Origin of the sequence: Franconibacter daqui, from assembly GCF_014644275.1 — a bacterium.
In the GTDB taxonomy this organism is placed as follows: domain Bacteria; phylum Pseudomonadota; class Gammaproteobacteria; order Enterobacterales; family Enterobacteriaceae; genus Franconibacter; species Franconibacter pulveris.
This window is the reverse complement of sequence record NZ_BMKJ01000001.1, coordinates 853574-867614: the sequence shown is the minus strand read 5'-3', so window position 1 is coordinate 867614 and position 14041 is coordinate 853574. Positions and strand designations below refer to the sequence as shown.

Annotated in this window: 16 protein-coding genes; 1 reads left to right on the top strand and 15 read right to left on the bottom strand. The window is 53.6% G+C overall.

What is annotated here, in order from left to right:
- Positions 1-21: 21 nt before the first annotated feature.
- Complete coding sequence (gene bhsA / locus IEX01_RS04145; protein WP_024556722.1) at positions 22-279, bottom strand: multiple stress resistance protein BhsA; 258 nt, start codon at positions 277-279, stop codon at positions 22-24.
- 245 nt (positions 280-524) lie between these two features.
- Between bhsA and IEX01_RS04140 the strand changes: the two genes are divergently transcribed.
- Positions 525-1160 (top strand): TetR/AcrR family transcriptional regulator, encoded by a 636-nt coding sequence (locus tag IEX01_RS04140; RefSeq protein ID WP_034882016.1) that lies wholly within the window; start codon positions 525-527, stop codon positions 1158-1160.
- Between the two features lie 577 nt (positions 1161-1737).
- Here the strand turns inward: IEX01_RS04140 and IEX01_RS04135 are convergent.
- The 14 genes from IEX01_RS04135 to pabC form a co-directional block, all read right to left on the bottom strand.
- Positions 1738-2277 carry a glycine zipper 2TM domain-containing protein gene (locus tag IEX01_RS04135; protein WP_024556720.1) on the bottom strand — a complete coding sequence of 180 codons (540 nt, stop codon included), beginning with the start codon at positions 2275-2277 and terminating at the stop codon, positions 1738-1740.
- Between the two features lie 197 nt (positions 2278-2474).
- Entirely contained in the window at positions 2475-3779 is a 1305-nt protein-coding gene (locus IEX01_RS04130; RefSeq protein WP_024556719.1) for an NAD(P)/FAD-dependent oxidoreductase, read from the bottom strand.
- Between the two features lie 222 nt (positions 3780-4001).
- Positions 4002-4544, bottom strand: coding sequence for an alpha/beta hydrolase YcfP (gene ycfP, locus IEX01_RS04125; RefSeq protein ID WP_024556718.1), 543 nt, complete (start codon positions 4542-4544; stop codon positions 4002-4004).
- A gap of 40 nt (positions 4545-4584) precedes the next feature.
- The gene (nagZ, locus tag IEX01_RS04120; protein WP_024561231.1) at positions 4585-5610 is read right to left on the bottom strand and encodes a beta-N-acetylhexosaminidase; all 1026 of its coding nucleotides are present in this window, start codon (positions 5608-5610) and stop codon (positions 4585-4587) included.
- 1 nt (position 5611) lies between these two features.
- Positions 5612-6451: a thiamine kinase gene (gene thiK, locus IEX01_RS04115; RefSeq protein WP_188723303.1), complete on the bottom strand. Its 840-nt coding sequence runs from the start codon at positions 6449-6451 to the stop codon at positions 5612-5614.
- Positions 6429-7046, bottom strand: a complete 618-nt coding sequence (lpoB, locus tag IEX01_RS04110; RefSeq protein ID WP_188723724.1) for a penicillin-binding protein activator LpoB — start codon at positions 7044-7046, stop codon at positions 6429-6431. The genes thiK and lpoB overlap by 23 nt, the downstream gene beginning before the upstream one ends.
- A 52-nt stretch (positions 7047-7098) precedes the next feature.
- Complete coding sequence (locus tag IEX01_RS04105; protein WP_024556714.1) at positions 7099-7476, bottom strand: YcfL family putative periplasmic lipoprotein; 378 nt, start codon at positions 7474-7476, stop codon at positions 7099-7101.
- 1 nt (position 7477) lies between these two features.
- Positions 7478-7837 carry a purine nucleoside phosphoramidase gene (gene hinT, locus IEX01_RS04100; protein WP_024556713.1) on the bottom strand — a complete coding sequence of 120 codons (360 nt, stop codon included), beginning with the start codon at positions 7835-7837 and terminating at the stop codon, positions 7478-7480.
- 145 nt (positions 7838-7982) lie between these two features.
- A complete protein-coding gene (ptsG, locus tag IEX01_RS04095; RefSeq protein ID WP_024556712.1) occupies positions 7983-9416 on the bottom strand; it encodes a PTS glucose transporter subunit IIBC in 1434 nt (477 codons plus the stop codon).
- Positions 9417-9716: 300 nt separating this feature from the next.
- Entirely contained in the window at positions 9717-10511 is a 795-nt protein-coding gene (locus IEX01_RS04090) for a metal-dependent hydrolase (protein WP_024556711.1), read from the bottom strand.
- Between the two features lie 8 nt (positions 10512-10519).
- Positions 10520-11527, bottom strand: coding sequence for a DNA polymerase III subunit delta' (holB, locus tag IEX01_RS04085; protein WP_048888312.1), 1008 nt, complete (start codon positions 11525-11527; stop codon positions 10520-10522).
- Positions 11527-12165, bottom strand: coding sequence for a dTMP kinase (gene tmk / locus IEX01_RS04080; protein ID WP_188723302.1), 639 nt, complete (start codon positions 12163-12165; stop codon positions 11527-11529). Before tmk ends, holB begins: the two co-directional genes overlap by 1 nt.
- On the bottom strand, positions 12155-13177 hold the full coding sequence (yceG, locus tag IEX01_RS04075) for a cell division protein YceG (RefSeq protein WP_188723301.1): 1023 nt from the start codon (positions 13175-13177) through the stop codon (positions 12155-12157). The genes tmk and yceG overlap by 11 nt, the downstream gene beginning before the upstream one ends.
- A gap of 9 nt (positions 13178-13186) precedes the next feature.
- Entirely contained in the window at positions 13187-13987 is an 801-nt protein-coding gene (gene pabC, locus IEX01_RS04070; RefSeq protein ID WP_188723300.1) for an aminodeoxychorismate lyase, read from the bottom strand.
- Between the last annotated feature and the right edge of the window lie 54 nt (positions 13988-14041).

Genomic DNA, 14041 nt, shown 5'->3' with positions numbered 1-14041 from the left:
TTTTTCATTAGAGGGTACAGATTATTTATAAATTACTGCGGTGCCGTGCAGCGTGTTATCACCGGTTACAGAAGTGATGCGCCAGGATTTTGCGCCCATGGCTTCTGCTTTTTGCGATAACGCCTGTTCAACCGAGCCCAGGTTGCTGCCGCCCATGGCGGAGATTGAACCCGCTTTATGCTGATCGGCCGGGGCAGACTGCACCTGAACCGCAGCGACGCTTGCGAAAGAAAGTGAACTCAGTACGGCGATAGCGAGCAGGTTTTTCATATTTTTCATGGTTGTTGTCCTGAAATAGAGGAATAAGAGGTCGTTAAACTGATTAAGTTAACGATCGATAGTTAAATGTTAGGCGTGATCCTCATCACAGTCAACAAGATTTTATAATGATCATTAATTAATAATTAAACGCTATTATTTTCATATAGATAGATAAATAAAATTTAATCCCAACCTCTTATGGCACCTGAGAAGTTTTATTTTTATAATGGGTATTCAGAAAACAGACAGAGGTAAACGGCACCATGACAACTGATGCATCGGGTTGCGCAAAAAAAAGCCGTGGCCGACCAAAAGTGTTCGACAGGGAAGCGGCGCTGGATAAGGCCATGGCGCTGTTCTGGCAGCATGGTTATGAAGCGACCTCCCTCGCCCACCTCGTGGAAGCGACCGGAGCGAAAGCACCTACGCTGTATGCAGAATTTACAAATAAAGAGGGGCTATTCAGGGCGGTGCTGGACCGTTACATCTCGCGTTTTGCGGAAAAACAGGAAGCCCTCCTTTTTGACGACAGTAAGCGCGTTGAAGAGGCGTTAGAATCTTATTGCGCGGAAGTCGCCGCCTGTTTTACCAGCGCAGACACGCCAGCGGGCTGCTTTATCGTTACCACCTCCGCCGCACTAGCCGCCTCTTCGGAAGAGATTGCCAGCGCTATCAAAGCCCGGCACGCGCAACGTGAAGAAACGCTTTTGCGCTTTTTTGAGCAACGGCAGGCTCGGGGCGAAATCCCTGCGTCGTGTAATATTTCCATGCTGGTGCGTTTTGTTTCCTGCATGCTACATGGAATGTCCGTAAGCGCGCGCGAAGGCGCTAAGTGCAATGAACTGAAAGAGATTATTCAGACGCTAATGCGGCTATGGCCGCACCTGGTCAAAGCCTGAACGGAGCGGCGTCAGCGCCGCTCTTTGTCCCTTACCGCATCATCTCCTCTCATACGATAGGCTTAGCCTATCTCAACAATCGGCCGCACTTATCAGCCAAAAGTGTGAGATTGACTAAAATTTTAAGCACACGAATGATTGTTCGTACGCTAATGATTAGCACCATTCAGACTTTGTTCTGGGCGGTATTACACATCGTCATCAAGACGAGGTCAGGGATGGAAATTAAGTTTTTGCGAGAGTTACTACAAGGATAACAAGAGACGCAATTTGGCTATGCACATTCAGAAGGAAAATGAACATGATTTTGCTATTACCATTACTTAAGGTGTTAATAGTAATCACAGTGTTATTTAGCCTTTGGTTGTTGTGTGGTGGCTCTATTCTCTTTGCTTTTGTTTCGATATTGATCACAGGTTTTATGGTGATCAAGGAACATAACACCATTTAACGCCAAGGATTGCTCGCTTACTCGTTACGGGTAAGCGAGCAATATCGCTGCTTTCCTGGTTTCCTGCTGCAAAAAAAGAACCCCTCTGCCTGAGTACAAGAGGGGTTAAACGCAGAGATCTGCTTCTTACGCTTTATTGTTCAGTACCAGTTGCCCGTTACTGTCGAGCGGGATACGCGTTCCCGGGTCGTTATCCATACGGACTTTGCCCTGCTGGTCGCCTATTTTGTAGGTCACATCGTAGCCGAGCATTTTTTCTGATTTTTCATAAACCGTTTTGCAACGTTGCTGCGTAGTGGTGTAGGTGTCTCGCTCCTGCATGGCGCCCTGCACCTGATTGCCAGCATAACCACCGCCCAGCGCACCGACTACCGTGGCGACATCTTTACCGCGCCCGCCGCCAAACTGATGGCCGATGACGCCGCCTGCTACCGCGCCCAGTACTGAACCGGCTATACGGTTCTCATCCTGCACGGGACGACGATGGGTGACGGTGACATTGCGGCATTCCTGGCGCGGCGTTTTAACGGTTTCTTTAATAGGCGTGGCGGAGACCACCTGCGCGTATTCCGGCCCGCGATTAAAGACATTCATACTGGCAACCGCCGCGACGCCAAGTGCTGCGGCCATGCCAATCCCTATACCCGCTAACATTGATTTATTCACAGGAATATCCTCCCGGCTTTGTTACTGCTATCTATTTTGCAACCGGATGTGACGAAAGCCACCAGGAAAAAGGCTAAAAACCGCCAGTTTATTGGGTACTTTCAAGGGATTGAGAGAAGTCTGAAGGGAAAATTGTGATTAAGGTAAAATTTTTGACACGTCCCCCTTCACCTGAGCGAAGGGGGAGCTTTCGGTTATTAATGCAGCTTGAGGCGAGGTCGAATTACGCGGTTAATACTGCCTACCAGCATCATGAGCCCTGTTCTAAAGTAGCCGTGCAGCGCTATCTGATGCATACGATAAAGCGAAATATAAACAAAGCGCGCAATACGTCCTTCCACCATCATTGAGCCGCGCATCAGGTTGCCCATCAGGCTGCCTACGGTCGAGTAGTTGGAAAGCGAAACCAGCGAACCGTGATCTTTATAAACGTAGGCCTTGAGCGGTTTGCCTTTGATCTGCGCCAGAATGTTATCCAGCGCGCAGTCAGCCATCTGGTGGGCAGCCTGAGCGCGCGGCGGTACAAACCCGCCTTCCGGACGCGGGCAAGAAGCGCAGTCGCCAATAGCGAAAATATCCGCATCGCGCGTAGTCTGCAGGGTAGGCTCCACCACCAGCTGATTGATACGGTTTGTTTCCAGGCCGCCAATCTCTTTCATGAAGTCAGGGGCTTTAATACCTGCCGCCCAGACCATCAGATCCGCCTCAATGAACTCGCCGCTTTTGGTATGAAGACCATTCGCTTGCGCGCTGGTCACCATGGTATTGGTCAGCACGCGTACGCCCATTTTCGTCAGTTCGTTATGCGCCGCACCAGAAATACGCGGCGGCAGCGCAGGCAGGATGCGTTCGCCCGCTTCCACCAGCGTCACGTTCAGTGCTTCGTTGGTCAGACCCTTATAGCCGTAGCTGTGCAGCTGTTTTACTGCATTATGCAGCTCTGCGGAAAGTTCTACGCCCGTCGCGCCGCCGCCCACGATAGCGATGTTAACTTTGCCGCTGGCGCCCAGATTGGCAGAGTGCTTCAGGAACAGGTTGAGCATTTCCTGATGGAAACGGCGCGCCTGATGCGGATTATCAAGGAATATGCAGTTCTCTTTTACGCCCGGCGTATTGAAGTCGTTTGAAGTACTGCCCAGCGCCATCACCAGCGTGTCATAAGCCAGCTTGCGCTCTGGTACCAGAAGTTCGCCCTTCTCATCGCGAACTTCAGCAAGCGTAATGGTTTTCTGCTCGCGGTTGATATCCATAACCGAGCCCAACTGGAACTGGAAATGGTGATTGCGCGCGTGTGCCAGATAGCTCAACGCATCGACGCCTTCATCCAGTGAACCGGTAGCCACTTCGTGCAGCAGCGGTTTCCACAAGTGGCTGTGGTTGCGATCGACCAGGGTGATTTTGGCTTTTTTACTGCGGCCCAGTTTGTGACCGAGCTGCGTCGCCAGCTCAAGCCCACCAGCACCCCCGCCGACAATCACAATCTTTCTTAATGGCGTAGTCAACATGACCCCCTTAAAACATTAACCAATTGTTAAGTTAAAGTTATGAAAATAACTTTTAATTAACAACAGGTTAGCCGACTGAAACGTTACAACACGTCTGAGAATATCATGAACGGTGCATTGGTCATACCAAAATTGATATGCATCAATTTTTTCTGCCGAAATGATAAACAAAAGGGTCAGCCGAAGCTGACCCTTTCAGTATGGGATGATAATGACGCCTTAGCCTAAGGTTTTAAACGCCTTGATGCGCTGTAAGTGCGGAGAAATGTTTTTAAACTTGTGGGTTTGCTCTTCGTCCCAGACGATTTCGTAATAGTGGTGCAGCAAATCCGCCGAGCGCTGACTGTCCAGCGCCTCATCCTGACGGGAGAGGATAACCAGGCAGCGGTCGCGGTTTTTCTCCCGAAAGTTCTCTACGCATTTGGTGGCGATATCCACATACTCTTCCGGACGATCTATCTTGCCTTCCATATTTTCATAAGGAAACAGGTTCGGGTTGAAAATAACCTGCCGCATGTCGCACAGAAAACCAATCCGCTCGGCCCAGTAGCCACCAAGCCCTACGCCACAGATGAGCGGGCGGTCGTCGACGTTCAACTGCAGCATTTTATCGACTTCTTTGAGTAGATGTTGCATATCGTGTTTCGGATGACGCGTGCTGTAGCTAATCAAGCGTACGTCCGAATCGATAAACTGCAGTTGCAGCACTTTTTCATGATTGCCCGGGCTATTCGAATCAAAACCGTGTAAGTAGATAATCATCGCATCCTCACCACAGTAAGCGTAAGCGGCCAGCGGCGCGTTATTGCCCCGCTTTATGCGCCTGCCAGCGTGCGTTCAGCGCTTCAAGCTGATTGTGTATCGTTTTCCAGCGCGTTGACGACGTCAATTCCTGACGCGTAAATGAACCTTTATGATACAAATTCGTAACACGCTCTGCTTTGATCGGCGACAGGTTCTCCAGCACGCTCACTGCGCCTTTACGATTATTACAGACGAGGATCATATCGCAACCCGCATCCAGCGAGGCTTGCCCACGTTCGGCATAGCTGCCCATAATCGCTGCGCCTTCCATTGACAAATCGTCAGAGAAAATCACGCCGTCAAAGCCCAGTTCCTGCCGCAAAATCTTTTTCAGCCAGTAAGGCGAACCGCTGGCAGGCCTTGGGTCGATTTCGCTGTAGATAACGTGAGCCGGCATAATTGCGTCAAGCATGTTGTAACTAATTAGTTCACGGAAGATAGTCATGTCATGCTGGCGGATGACTTCCGCCGGACGCGTGTCGCGCGGCGTCTCTTTGTGTGAATCCGCCGTCACCGCGCCATGCCCCGGGAAATGCTTGCCTGTGCTCTTCATTCCCGCTTCCCGCATCCCTTCAATAAAGCGGGCGGCAAGCGCACGCGCTTTTTGCGGCTCGGCATGAAACGAGCGCTCGCCGATAGCCGCGCTGATATGGCCGATATCCAGCACCGGAGCGAAGCTGATATCAATATCCATCGCTATCATTTCGCACGCCATCAGCCATCCAGCCTCACGCGCCAGAGCGCCGCCCTCTTCCTGCCCAAGCAGCGCGCCGTAAGCTTGCGCAGCAGGAAGCGCGGTAAACCCTTCGCGAAAACGCTGCACGCGGCCGCCTTCCTGATCGACCGCCACAACCAGATGATTGCGCGAAGCGGCGCGAATTTGCCTGACCAGCTCGCGCAATTGCTCCGGATCGTGGTAGTTGCGCGTAAAGAGAATGAGCCCTCCTACCAGCGGATGCTGAAGAATCTCACGCTCCTCGCCATCCAGCTCAAAACCTGCCACATCCAACATTACCGGACCCACATTAACCTCTCTTTCTTCCTGATACACCGCACTGACGCCATGTGTCGTCCGCCAGTGCGATAAATTGTCGATTGTTCGTTTCCCGCCAGCGCCGTTCATACCAACCCGCCATCAGCAGACAGACCCAGGGCCGCCAGCGCTTTACCTGACGTTGCAGGGCTGTCACGCTGATGGCAGCCAGTTGTGCATAGCTGGCAACCAGCGCCTCTCGTTCTCGCTCCTCAAGCCAGACCGAAGCCAGCTCAAGGGCAATATCGCCGTCGCCTGCATATTCCCAGTCGATCAGTTTTATTCCCCCGGCCTGATGCACCAGGTTGCCCGGGTGAACATCCATATGCAACGGCGCAAGCCGCAGCGGCCGTGGCTCCCCCTGGCGACGCAACCTTTTTAGCAAGCGCAGCCAGCCTGCGGTTCTCCTCGCGGGATCGCACGCCTGCCAGTCATGTTCCAGCAAGGGAAGGAGTTGGACGCGCCAGCCGAAACGAGGCTGTTGATGCAAATGATACAGCAGAGAAGCAAGTTGTGGGACTGGCGGCATAACAGGGTTTATCGCGCCAGGCAGATAATCGGCGACCAGCCATCCTTCGGCTAAAAAATGGGGTTGCGGCGCAAGGCTTGCCGGCATCTGGCGCAGCACTCTGTACAGGCGGGAAAACGTTACGCCGTTTTGCTGAGCGTCGGATCGCGCACGCGCAATGAACTCGCGTTCGCCAAGCGTAACGCGCCAGGCGCCGCCGCTCAGTCCGTCAAGCTCAGATAAAACACCGGCGGCCGAAGCCGCCGGGAAATGTCGGGAAAGAAGCGACTGCAGCGTCGCTTTACTGGGTTTGCTGTACCGCACCTTTGCCTGACCAGATAATTTCGCCGGTTTGCACCAGCATCAACTGCATTTGCAATGTCGGCGCGCCGACGCTGCCGCTGGCATTGCTGTAAAGCACATACTGTGCGCCGACGTTACGGGCGATGCCAATCGCTTTGCTGCGCGAGCCAAGGCTGTCCTGCGGGGAAAGCCGCAGTTGCTGCTTCGCCATCGCCAGTTGTTGGGCGGAAACGAGAGTAAATTTATTGTTGTTGGCCAGCGCCCCGCGCAGCGCTTCGGTTGCCGCTGAAGTCTGCAGCGAGCCGTTGGTGCGGTTGTTAACGCTGTCCACCAGCAGCACGCTACCGGCATTCACACCCTGGGCCTGCAGCATTTTGCCGACCATCGGCTGCATCGCGCCGCTCCAGTCGTAAGTGCGCACTTTCGGCTCTGCCGGTGCAGTTTCCGCCGGATGTTCAATCGGGCCCGGCTGCGTGGGAACGCTCGGGACGGAAGGCACCGTCGGTACCGGCTGCGTTGGCGGCAGCGGTTGAGTCGGCTGCTGGGGCGTCGGCTGAGCCTCTTCCACCGGCGCGGGCTGCTGCTCGCCGCGCATAATACATCCAGAAAGCAGCATGGCTATGATGCCAGGCAGCACATAGCGATAAAATCTGATCAAGGTTCACCCCTTACAAATAAAGATACAGACGCACCTTACGCGCGCCGTAGAACGACGAAATGGCAGTGACGGTCACTTGCCCTTTCGCAGGCACAATAATGGTTTTAGGTACTTCCAGCGGCTGCACTTCCAGCCCCTTTTCGTCATACCAGTAGTAACGATAATGAACGGCGACAGCGCTGTCTCTTTCATTGTAAATCGTTGACGAAGCCGTGGGCCGCCCTTCTGGCAAAGAAAAGTCTGGTTTTTCGGCGGTTATACCGGCAGCCAACATGCTGGATTCCATTACCAGCGCCTGTTTTTCATTGACCGGAATGGCAGGACGCGAGCTGCACCCCGTCACCACTAAGGTTGCTGCAAGCATCCAGGCAAGGCGAGAAAACCGCATTTTATGCATCCCGGCGCGTAAGCATCGGCCCCAGCGGACGGCCCCCGAGCAGGTGCATATGAATGTGGTAAACCTCCTGCCCGCCATGACGATTACAATTCATGATCAGGCGATAGCCATCCTCGGCAATGCCTTCCTGACGGGCGATTTTCGCCGCTACGGTTACCATGCGTCCGAGCGCCTGCTCGTGCGCTTCCGTTACATCATTTACAGTAGGAATCAGGATATTAGGGATAATAAGAATGTGGGTAGGAGCTTGCGGTGAAATATCCCTGAAAGCGGTAACCAGCTCATCCTGCCAGACGATATCGGAGGGAATTTCCCGGCGAATAATTTTGCTGAAAATGGTTTCTTCGGCCATGACACTATCCTTCTACATTACCTGTGAAGGGAGTATGAGCGAGATATTCCTTATCTTTCAACCTCAACGGACGTTTTCTTTTTTAACTGCTGCCCTTTAAAACAAAAAAGGAGGCTTTCGCCTCCTTTTGTCTCCCCGGATTTTATTAGCTGTTGCGGATGTAATCATCCATTTCGGTTTTCAGGTTATCGGACTTGGTGCCGAAAATAGCCTGAACGCCGGAACCTGCAACAACTACGCCTGCCGCGCCCAATTTCTTCAGGCCAGCCTGGTCGACTTTCGCTACGTCGGCCACGCTAACACGCAGACGGGTAATACAAGCGTCCAGGTTAGTGATGTTCTCTTTACCACCGAAAGCCGCCACCAGCGCTGGCGCCATTTCGCTGGATGCGCCAGCTTTAGTTTCTTCAGTTGCGTCTTCACGACCCGGGGTTTTCAGGTCAAGCGCTTTGATCAACACGCGGAACACAGTGTAGTAAACCGCGGCATAACACAGGCCAACAATCGGGAACAGCCACAGCTTGCTACCGTTGCCGCTCAGTACGATAAAGTCGATCAGACCGTGCGAGAAGCTGGTGCCGTCACGCATACCCAGAAGGATACAGATCGGGAATGCCAGACCCGCCAGCACCGCGTGAATAGCGTACAGAATCGGCGCAACGAACATGAAGGAGAACTCGATCGGCTCGGTAATGCCCGTCAGGAACGAGGTCAGCGCAGCGGAGATCATGATGCCGCCCACTTTCGCGCGGTTTTCCGGCTTAGCGGAATGCCAGATAGCGATAGCAGCAGCCGGCAGACCATACATCTTGAACAGGAAGCCACCGGAGAGTTTGCCCGCCGTCGGGTCGCCCGCCATATAACGCGGAATATCGCCGTGGAATACCTGACCAGCAGCGTTGGTGAATTCGCCAATCTGCATCTGGAAAGGAACGTTCCAGATGTGATGCAGACCAAACGGCACCAGGCAGCGTTCAACGAAACCGTAGATGCCGAATGCGACAACCGGGTTCTGGTAAGCAGCCCATTGAGAGAAGGTCTGAATAGCAGAGCCAATCGGCGGCCAAATAAAGGAAAGGATCACGCCGAAGATAATCGCGGTCAGACCGGAGATAATCGGAACAAAACGCTTGCCGGCGAAGAAGCCCAGATACTCAGGAAGCTTGATACGATAGAAGCGGTTGAACATATAAGCTGCAATCGCACCTGCGATGATACCGCCAAGAACGCCGGTATCCGCGAGGTGTTGCGCCGCAATTTGTTCAGCAGGCAAGTGCAGCACCAGCGGCGCGACCACAGCCATGGTTTTAACCATGATGCCATACGCGACCACCGCAGCCAGACCCGATACGCCATCATTATTAGTGAAGCCCAGCGCCACACCGATAGCAAAAATAAGCGGCATGTTGGCGAAAACGGAACCACCCGCTTCAGCCATCACATGAGAAACCACTGCCGGCAGCCAGCTGAAGTTTGCGGAACCGACGCCCAGCAGGATACCTGCGATAGGCAGTACGGATACCGGCAGCATCAGCGATTTACCTACCTTTTGCAGGTTAGCAAATGCATTCTTAAACATAATTGAGAGTGCTCCTGAGTATTTGTGCTTTTATACGCGATTCACGCATCAGCCTGTGGGGAGAAACAGGCCATAAACAGGGCATCTGAGTGCCCTTTTATTTATTACACAGAGTAAAATAAATCCCTCTGTGGTTGTTTGACGGTTATCACGTTTCAGAAAATGACGAAGCGAAAACTTGCATATCTTTACAATAAGGGTATCTGAATGTTTCCAGACGAGCGCTCACCGCCTTTTTCGAGGCGGTGAACTTTACTCGTTTTGCTTATTAATTACGAGCTTTAAAATAACTGCTAATTTTCAGGCAGATTGCAGGCGGGCAGCGTCGATATGGAACAGTTGAGAAAAATTCTGTGTGGTGGCTTTCGCCAACTCATCGACGGAAACGCCTTTCAAAACAGCCATATATTCAGCGACGTCCCTGACGAGTGCGGGTTGATTTTCCTTACCACGATGCGGTACAGGCGCAAGATAAGGCGAATCCGTTTCAATCAATAAGCGATCCAACGGTACGTAACGTGCGGCTTCGCGCAACTGCTCCGCATTACGGAAAGTCACAATGCCGGAAAACGAAATATAGAAGCCAAGATCGAGTAGCTTACCCGCCGTTTCACGATCCTCTGTAAAACAGTGTAGTACGCCTGCGCAGTCCATCGCTTTTTCTTCACGCAAGATAGCTAATGTATCTTCGCGCGCATCGCGAGTGTGTACGATGACCGGCTTGTTGAGCTCGCGACCAATGCGGATATGGTTGCGAAATGATTCCTGCTGGCGTGCTTTAGTTTCCGGGGTGTAGTAGTAATCGAGACCAGTTTCCCCCATGGCCACGACACCCGGCTCAGCGGCCAGCGTCCGCAGCGTTTCTACATCGTACTCTTCATCCTGATTTAAAGGGTGAACGCCGCAGGAGAACACGACGTTGTCACGCTCTCCCACTAATTCCCGCATTGACTGGTAGCCCGGCAGCGTAGTGGCGACCGCAAGGAAAAACTTTACGTCCCGCGCTGCGGCTTTCGCCAGAACATCATCAACGTCTTTATGCAGGCTTTCATAATTCAGGCCATCAAGATGGCAATGGGAGTCGACTAAAAACATAACGTCTCTCAGATAGCAGATGAAGGGAGAAGCGCGCCGGGGCGCAAGTACCGCTCCCAGGTTAATAACATTTCACTCAACACCAGTTCGCGGTTAAGACCCGCTACGGTTGTCAGTTGCTCCCGACAGTGGAATATATCGCTCAGCATCGCCTGTAGCACGGCGGCAGAAAGTTGGCTGGAAAGTTGGGAAATGAGCGGCTGACAGTCGGTATTCGTTAACCATTGACCTGCTCCCTGCTGAATTTTGCGCGCATCCAACAGGAGCGCCGCCAGCCAGAACAGACGCTGGTTTGCTTGCTCATGATTCAGCACCGTCAGCAAGGCGAGCCAGTCGCGACTGTTCAGCGTCTGAGCCAGTTTCTCAATCAACGCATGGCGCTGTTGCCACTGTTCAGGCTGTAACAATGCCAGCGCGGCGGCGGGCGCGCCGCTGCTTAAGCGCAGCGCGGCATTTTGCTCTTCAACCGCGGCCGGAATTTCACGCGCAAGCCAGGCAAGGGCATAGCGCGTTTCAGGCGGTGCGAGATAATAGTAGAAGCAGCGGCTTCGCAGCGTGGCGAGAAGGCGTTCAGGCTCACGGCAACCGAGAAAGAACCAGGTATTCTCTGGCGGCTCTTCCAGCGTCTTGAGCAGCGCGTTAGCCGCCGCCTCGGTAAGTTGCGCCGCGTCTTTCAGCCAGACCACTTTTGCCCCGCCCTGCCGCGCCCGCTCATAAAGCTTTTCGGTGATGGCGCGCACGGCGTCAATACCGAGCGTGGTTTTGCCCTTTTCCGGCTCAGCCACGTAATAATCGGGATGGGTACCCGCCTGCATCAGTTGGCAACCGCGGCAGTGTCCGCAGCTTTTTTGTCCCTGCGGTTGCTGGCACAGCAGCCAGCGGTTAAGCGCATAGATCAGCGCATCTTCGCCCATACCGGGAAGCGCATGAATCAGCAGCGCATGGTGTCCCCGTCCGGCCTGATAAGCGGAAATTAATTGCTCAAAAGAGGGACGTAACCAGGGATACCATTTCATTACGCCTGCCCCTTCACCCACCGGGTTACGGTTTCACGTACGGCGGCGGTCACCTGTTCCAGCGGCTGGCTGGCGTTGATGGTTTTAATACGGCTGTCCGCCGCCGCCAGTTCAAGGTAACGGGCGCGCGTGCGGTTAAAGAAATCGACAGATTCCTGTTCGATACGATCCAGTTCGCCACGCGCTCTGGCTCGCTCAAGCCCAATTCGCGGATCAACATCCAGATAAAGCGTTAAATCGGGGGCAAAATCACCCAAAACCGCATCACGCAAGGTTGTCAGCAGGTGGCGATCGATGCAGCGCCCGCCTCCCTGGTAGGCCTGGGTGGAGAGATCGTGGCGGTCGCCAATCACCCATGCGCCACGAGCAAGCGCGGGTTTGATAACCGTCTCCACCAGCTGTACGCGCGCGGCATAAAACATCAGCAGTTCTGCTTTATCTGTAATCACTTCATCGCCGACCGATTTAATATCCAGAATCAGGCTGCGCAGTTTTTCAGCAAGCAGGGTGCCGCCGGGCTCGCGTGTAAAGACAATATCTGTTACGCCTGATTCGCCAAGGGCCTCCACAACGGTATTGCGGGCCGTGGTTTTGCCGGCCCCTTCCAGCCCTTCGATGACGATATATTTACTGCGCATTTTTATCCTTAAGTACTTTCAGGTAATCCTGCACGGCCTTGTTGTGGCTCGCGAGATTAGTCGTGAAGGTGTGGCCGCCTTTCCCGTCAGCGACAAAGTAAAGGTAAGGCGTTTTAGCTGGATGAGCCGCCGCTTTCAGGGAAGCCTCGCCAGGAATAGCGATAGGCCCTGGCGGTAATCCACTGATGACATACGTGTTATAGGGCGTCGGGGTTTCCAGGTCGTTACGCGTCAGTTTGCCGTTATAGCTCGCGCCCATACCGTAAATAACCGTTGGGTCGGTTTGCAAACGCATGCCAACGCGCAGACGGTTGATGAAAACCGAGGCCACCTGGTCGCGTTCGCTGGCGACCGCCGTCTCTTTTTCAATAATAGAAGCCATCGTAACGAGCTGATTAGGGTCTTTATAAGGCAAGTTCTCTACCCTGCCCTGCCAAATGGCGTCTACCGCTTTGGCCATTTTCTGATGGGCGCGTTTTAATATCGCCACGTCAGAGGTATTAGCCGTATAAAGCCAGGTATCAGGCCAGAACCACCCCTCCACCCACTGTGGATTTTCAAGCGCGACAGCCTTAGCAACCGTAGCGTAGTCATCATCTTTCAGCGTGTGTTTAACGTAAGGCGCGTCGCGCAGCTGTTTGAGCCAGTCGCTTAAACGCATGCCCTCGACAAACCGCAGCGGAAACTGCGCCTCTTTGCCGCTTGCCAGTAAGGCCAGCATCTCCCGCACGGTCATGCCCGGCGTAAAGCGGTACGTTCCTGCTTTAAAATGGGAAAGCTCGGGCTCTACGCGCAGAAGCCACTGAAAGACACGTGGACGATTGATAATGCGCTCATTATAAAGCTGCTGCCCCAGCGCCAGCCTGCCGGTGCCAGCTTTAAGCGTGAAAATTTTTTCTTCTTTGAGAGTAAGCGGGCTTCGCGCCAGCTGGCGCACTTTCCAGTACCCTACGCCAGCGGCTATCCCCAGAATAACCAGTAGCAGGATCACTAAGCGCAACAATTTTTTCATCGGATCAAATTACTCACAGTGGGGAGCCAAAAATTCATATAACTCACGTGAAGCATATTCAACGCCCTCTGCTCGCCGCACGGGCGCAACAGGCAACAACGCGTTGCAGATAAGAAGCTCATCGGCCTCTTTCAGCGCTTCGGGTGTTTCGCGCGCTTCCTTTACCTCCCAGCGGGAAGCATGCAACAGCGTCAGGATATGCTGGCGCATAATGCCATTAACGCCAGCCTGATCGACATAAGGCGTAAATACCCGATTTCCTTTACGCCAGAATAAATTAGCCGCACAGCATTCCGTAAGCCACCCTTCGCTGTCAAGCACCAGCGCCTCATGGGCAGGCGTCTGTTCAAGATGCGCGCGGATAAGTACCTGCTCCAGACGATTTAAGTGTTTAATGCCAGCGAGAGCAGGGTTTCGCCCAAGCCTGACGGGGCTAAGCGTAAGGTCGACTCCTTCCTCTCGCCACTGCGAATAAAAACCGGGAAAAGCGGAAAGGGAAAGTATGCGAGCAGGTTGCTGACAGCCGGCCGCGCTATAGCCGCGCCCGCCAGCGCCACGGGTAAGGATAACCTTCAGCACGCCCAGCGGACTCGTCTGAGCCAGCCTCTTCATCTCTCCGGCGAGACAAGACCAGTCGGGCTGAGTGAGCGCCAGTCTTTCACAGTCCTGACGCAATCGTTGCAGGTGCGCGTCGAGCATCTGAACCTGGCCATTAACAACGCGAGCGGTAGTGAAACAACCGTCACCAAATTGAATAGCGCGATCGTTTGCAGGCAATGAATCCTGCCAGGTTCCGTTAATTAAGAACATATCGGCTCCTTTATCGGGTCGCCGGGTAGTGTGGCAGGATGACCAGGGCGGGGC

Coding starts and splice junctions, on each gene's coding strand:
- bhsA (WP_024556722.1), bottom strand. CDS start 279: ATGAAAAATATGAAAAACCTGCTCGCTATCGCCGTACTGAGTTCACTT.
- IEX01_RS04140 (WP_034882016.1), top strand. CDS start 525: ATGACAACTGATGCATCGGGTTGCGCAAAAAAAAGCCGTGGCCGACCA.
- ycfP (WP_024556718.1), bottom strand. CDS start 4,544: ATGATTATCTACTTACACGGTTTTGATTCGAATAGCCCGGGCAATCAT.
- lpoB (WP_188723724.1), bottom strand. CDS start 7,046: ATGCTGCTTTCTGGATGTATTATGCGCGGCGAGCAGCAGCCCGCGCCG.
- IEX01_RS04105 (WP_024556714.1), bottom strand. CDS start 7,476: ATGCGGTTTTCTCGCCTTGCCTGGATGCTTGCAGCAACCTTAGTGGTG.
- hinT (WP_024556713.1), bottom strand. CDS start 7,837: ATGGCCGAAGAAACCATTTTCAGCAAAATTATTCGCCGGGAAATTCCC.
- ptsG (WP_024556712.1), bottom strand. CDS start 9,416: ATGTTTAAGAATGCATTTGCTAACCTGCAAAAGGTAGGTAAATCGCTG.
- IEX01_RS04090 (WP_024556711.1), bottom strand. CDS start 10,511: ATGTTTTTAGTCGACTCCCATTGCCATCTTGATGGCCTGAATTATGAA.
- holB (WP_048888312.1), bottom strand. CDS start 11,527: ATGAAATGGTATCCCTGGTTACGTCCCTCTTTTGAGCAATTAATTTCC.
- tmk (WP_188723302.1), bottom strand. CDS start 12,165: ATGCGCAGTAAATATATCGTCATCGAAGGGCTGGAAGGGGCCGGCAAA.
- yceG (WP_188723301.1), bottom strand. CDS start 13,177: ATGAAAAAATTGTTGCGCTTAGTGATCCTGCTACTGGTTATTCTGGGG.
- pabC (WP_188723300.1), bottom strand. CDS start 13,987: ATGTTCTTAATTAACGGAACCTGGCAGGATTCATTGCCTGCAAACGAT.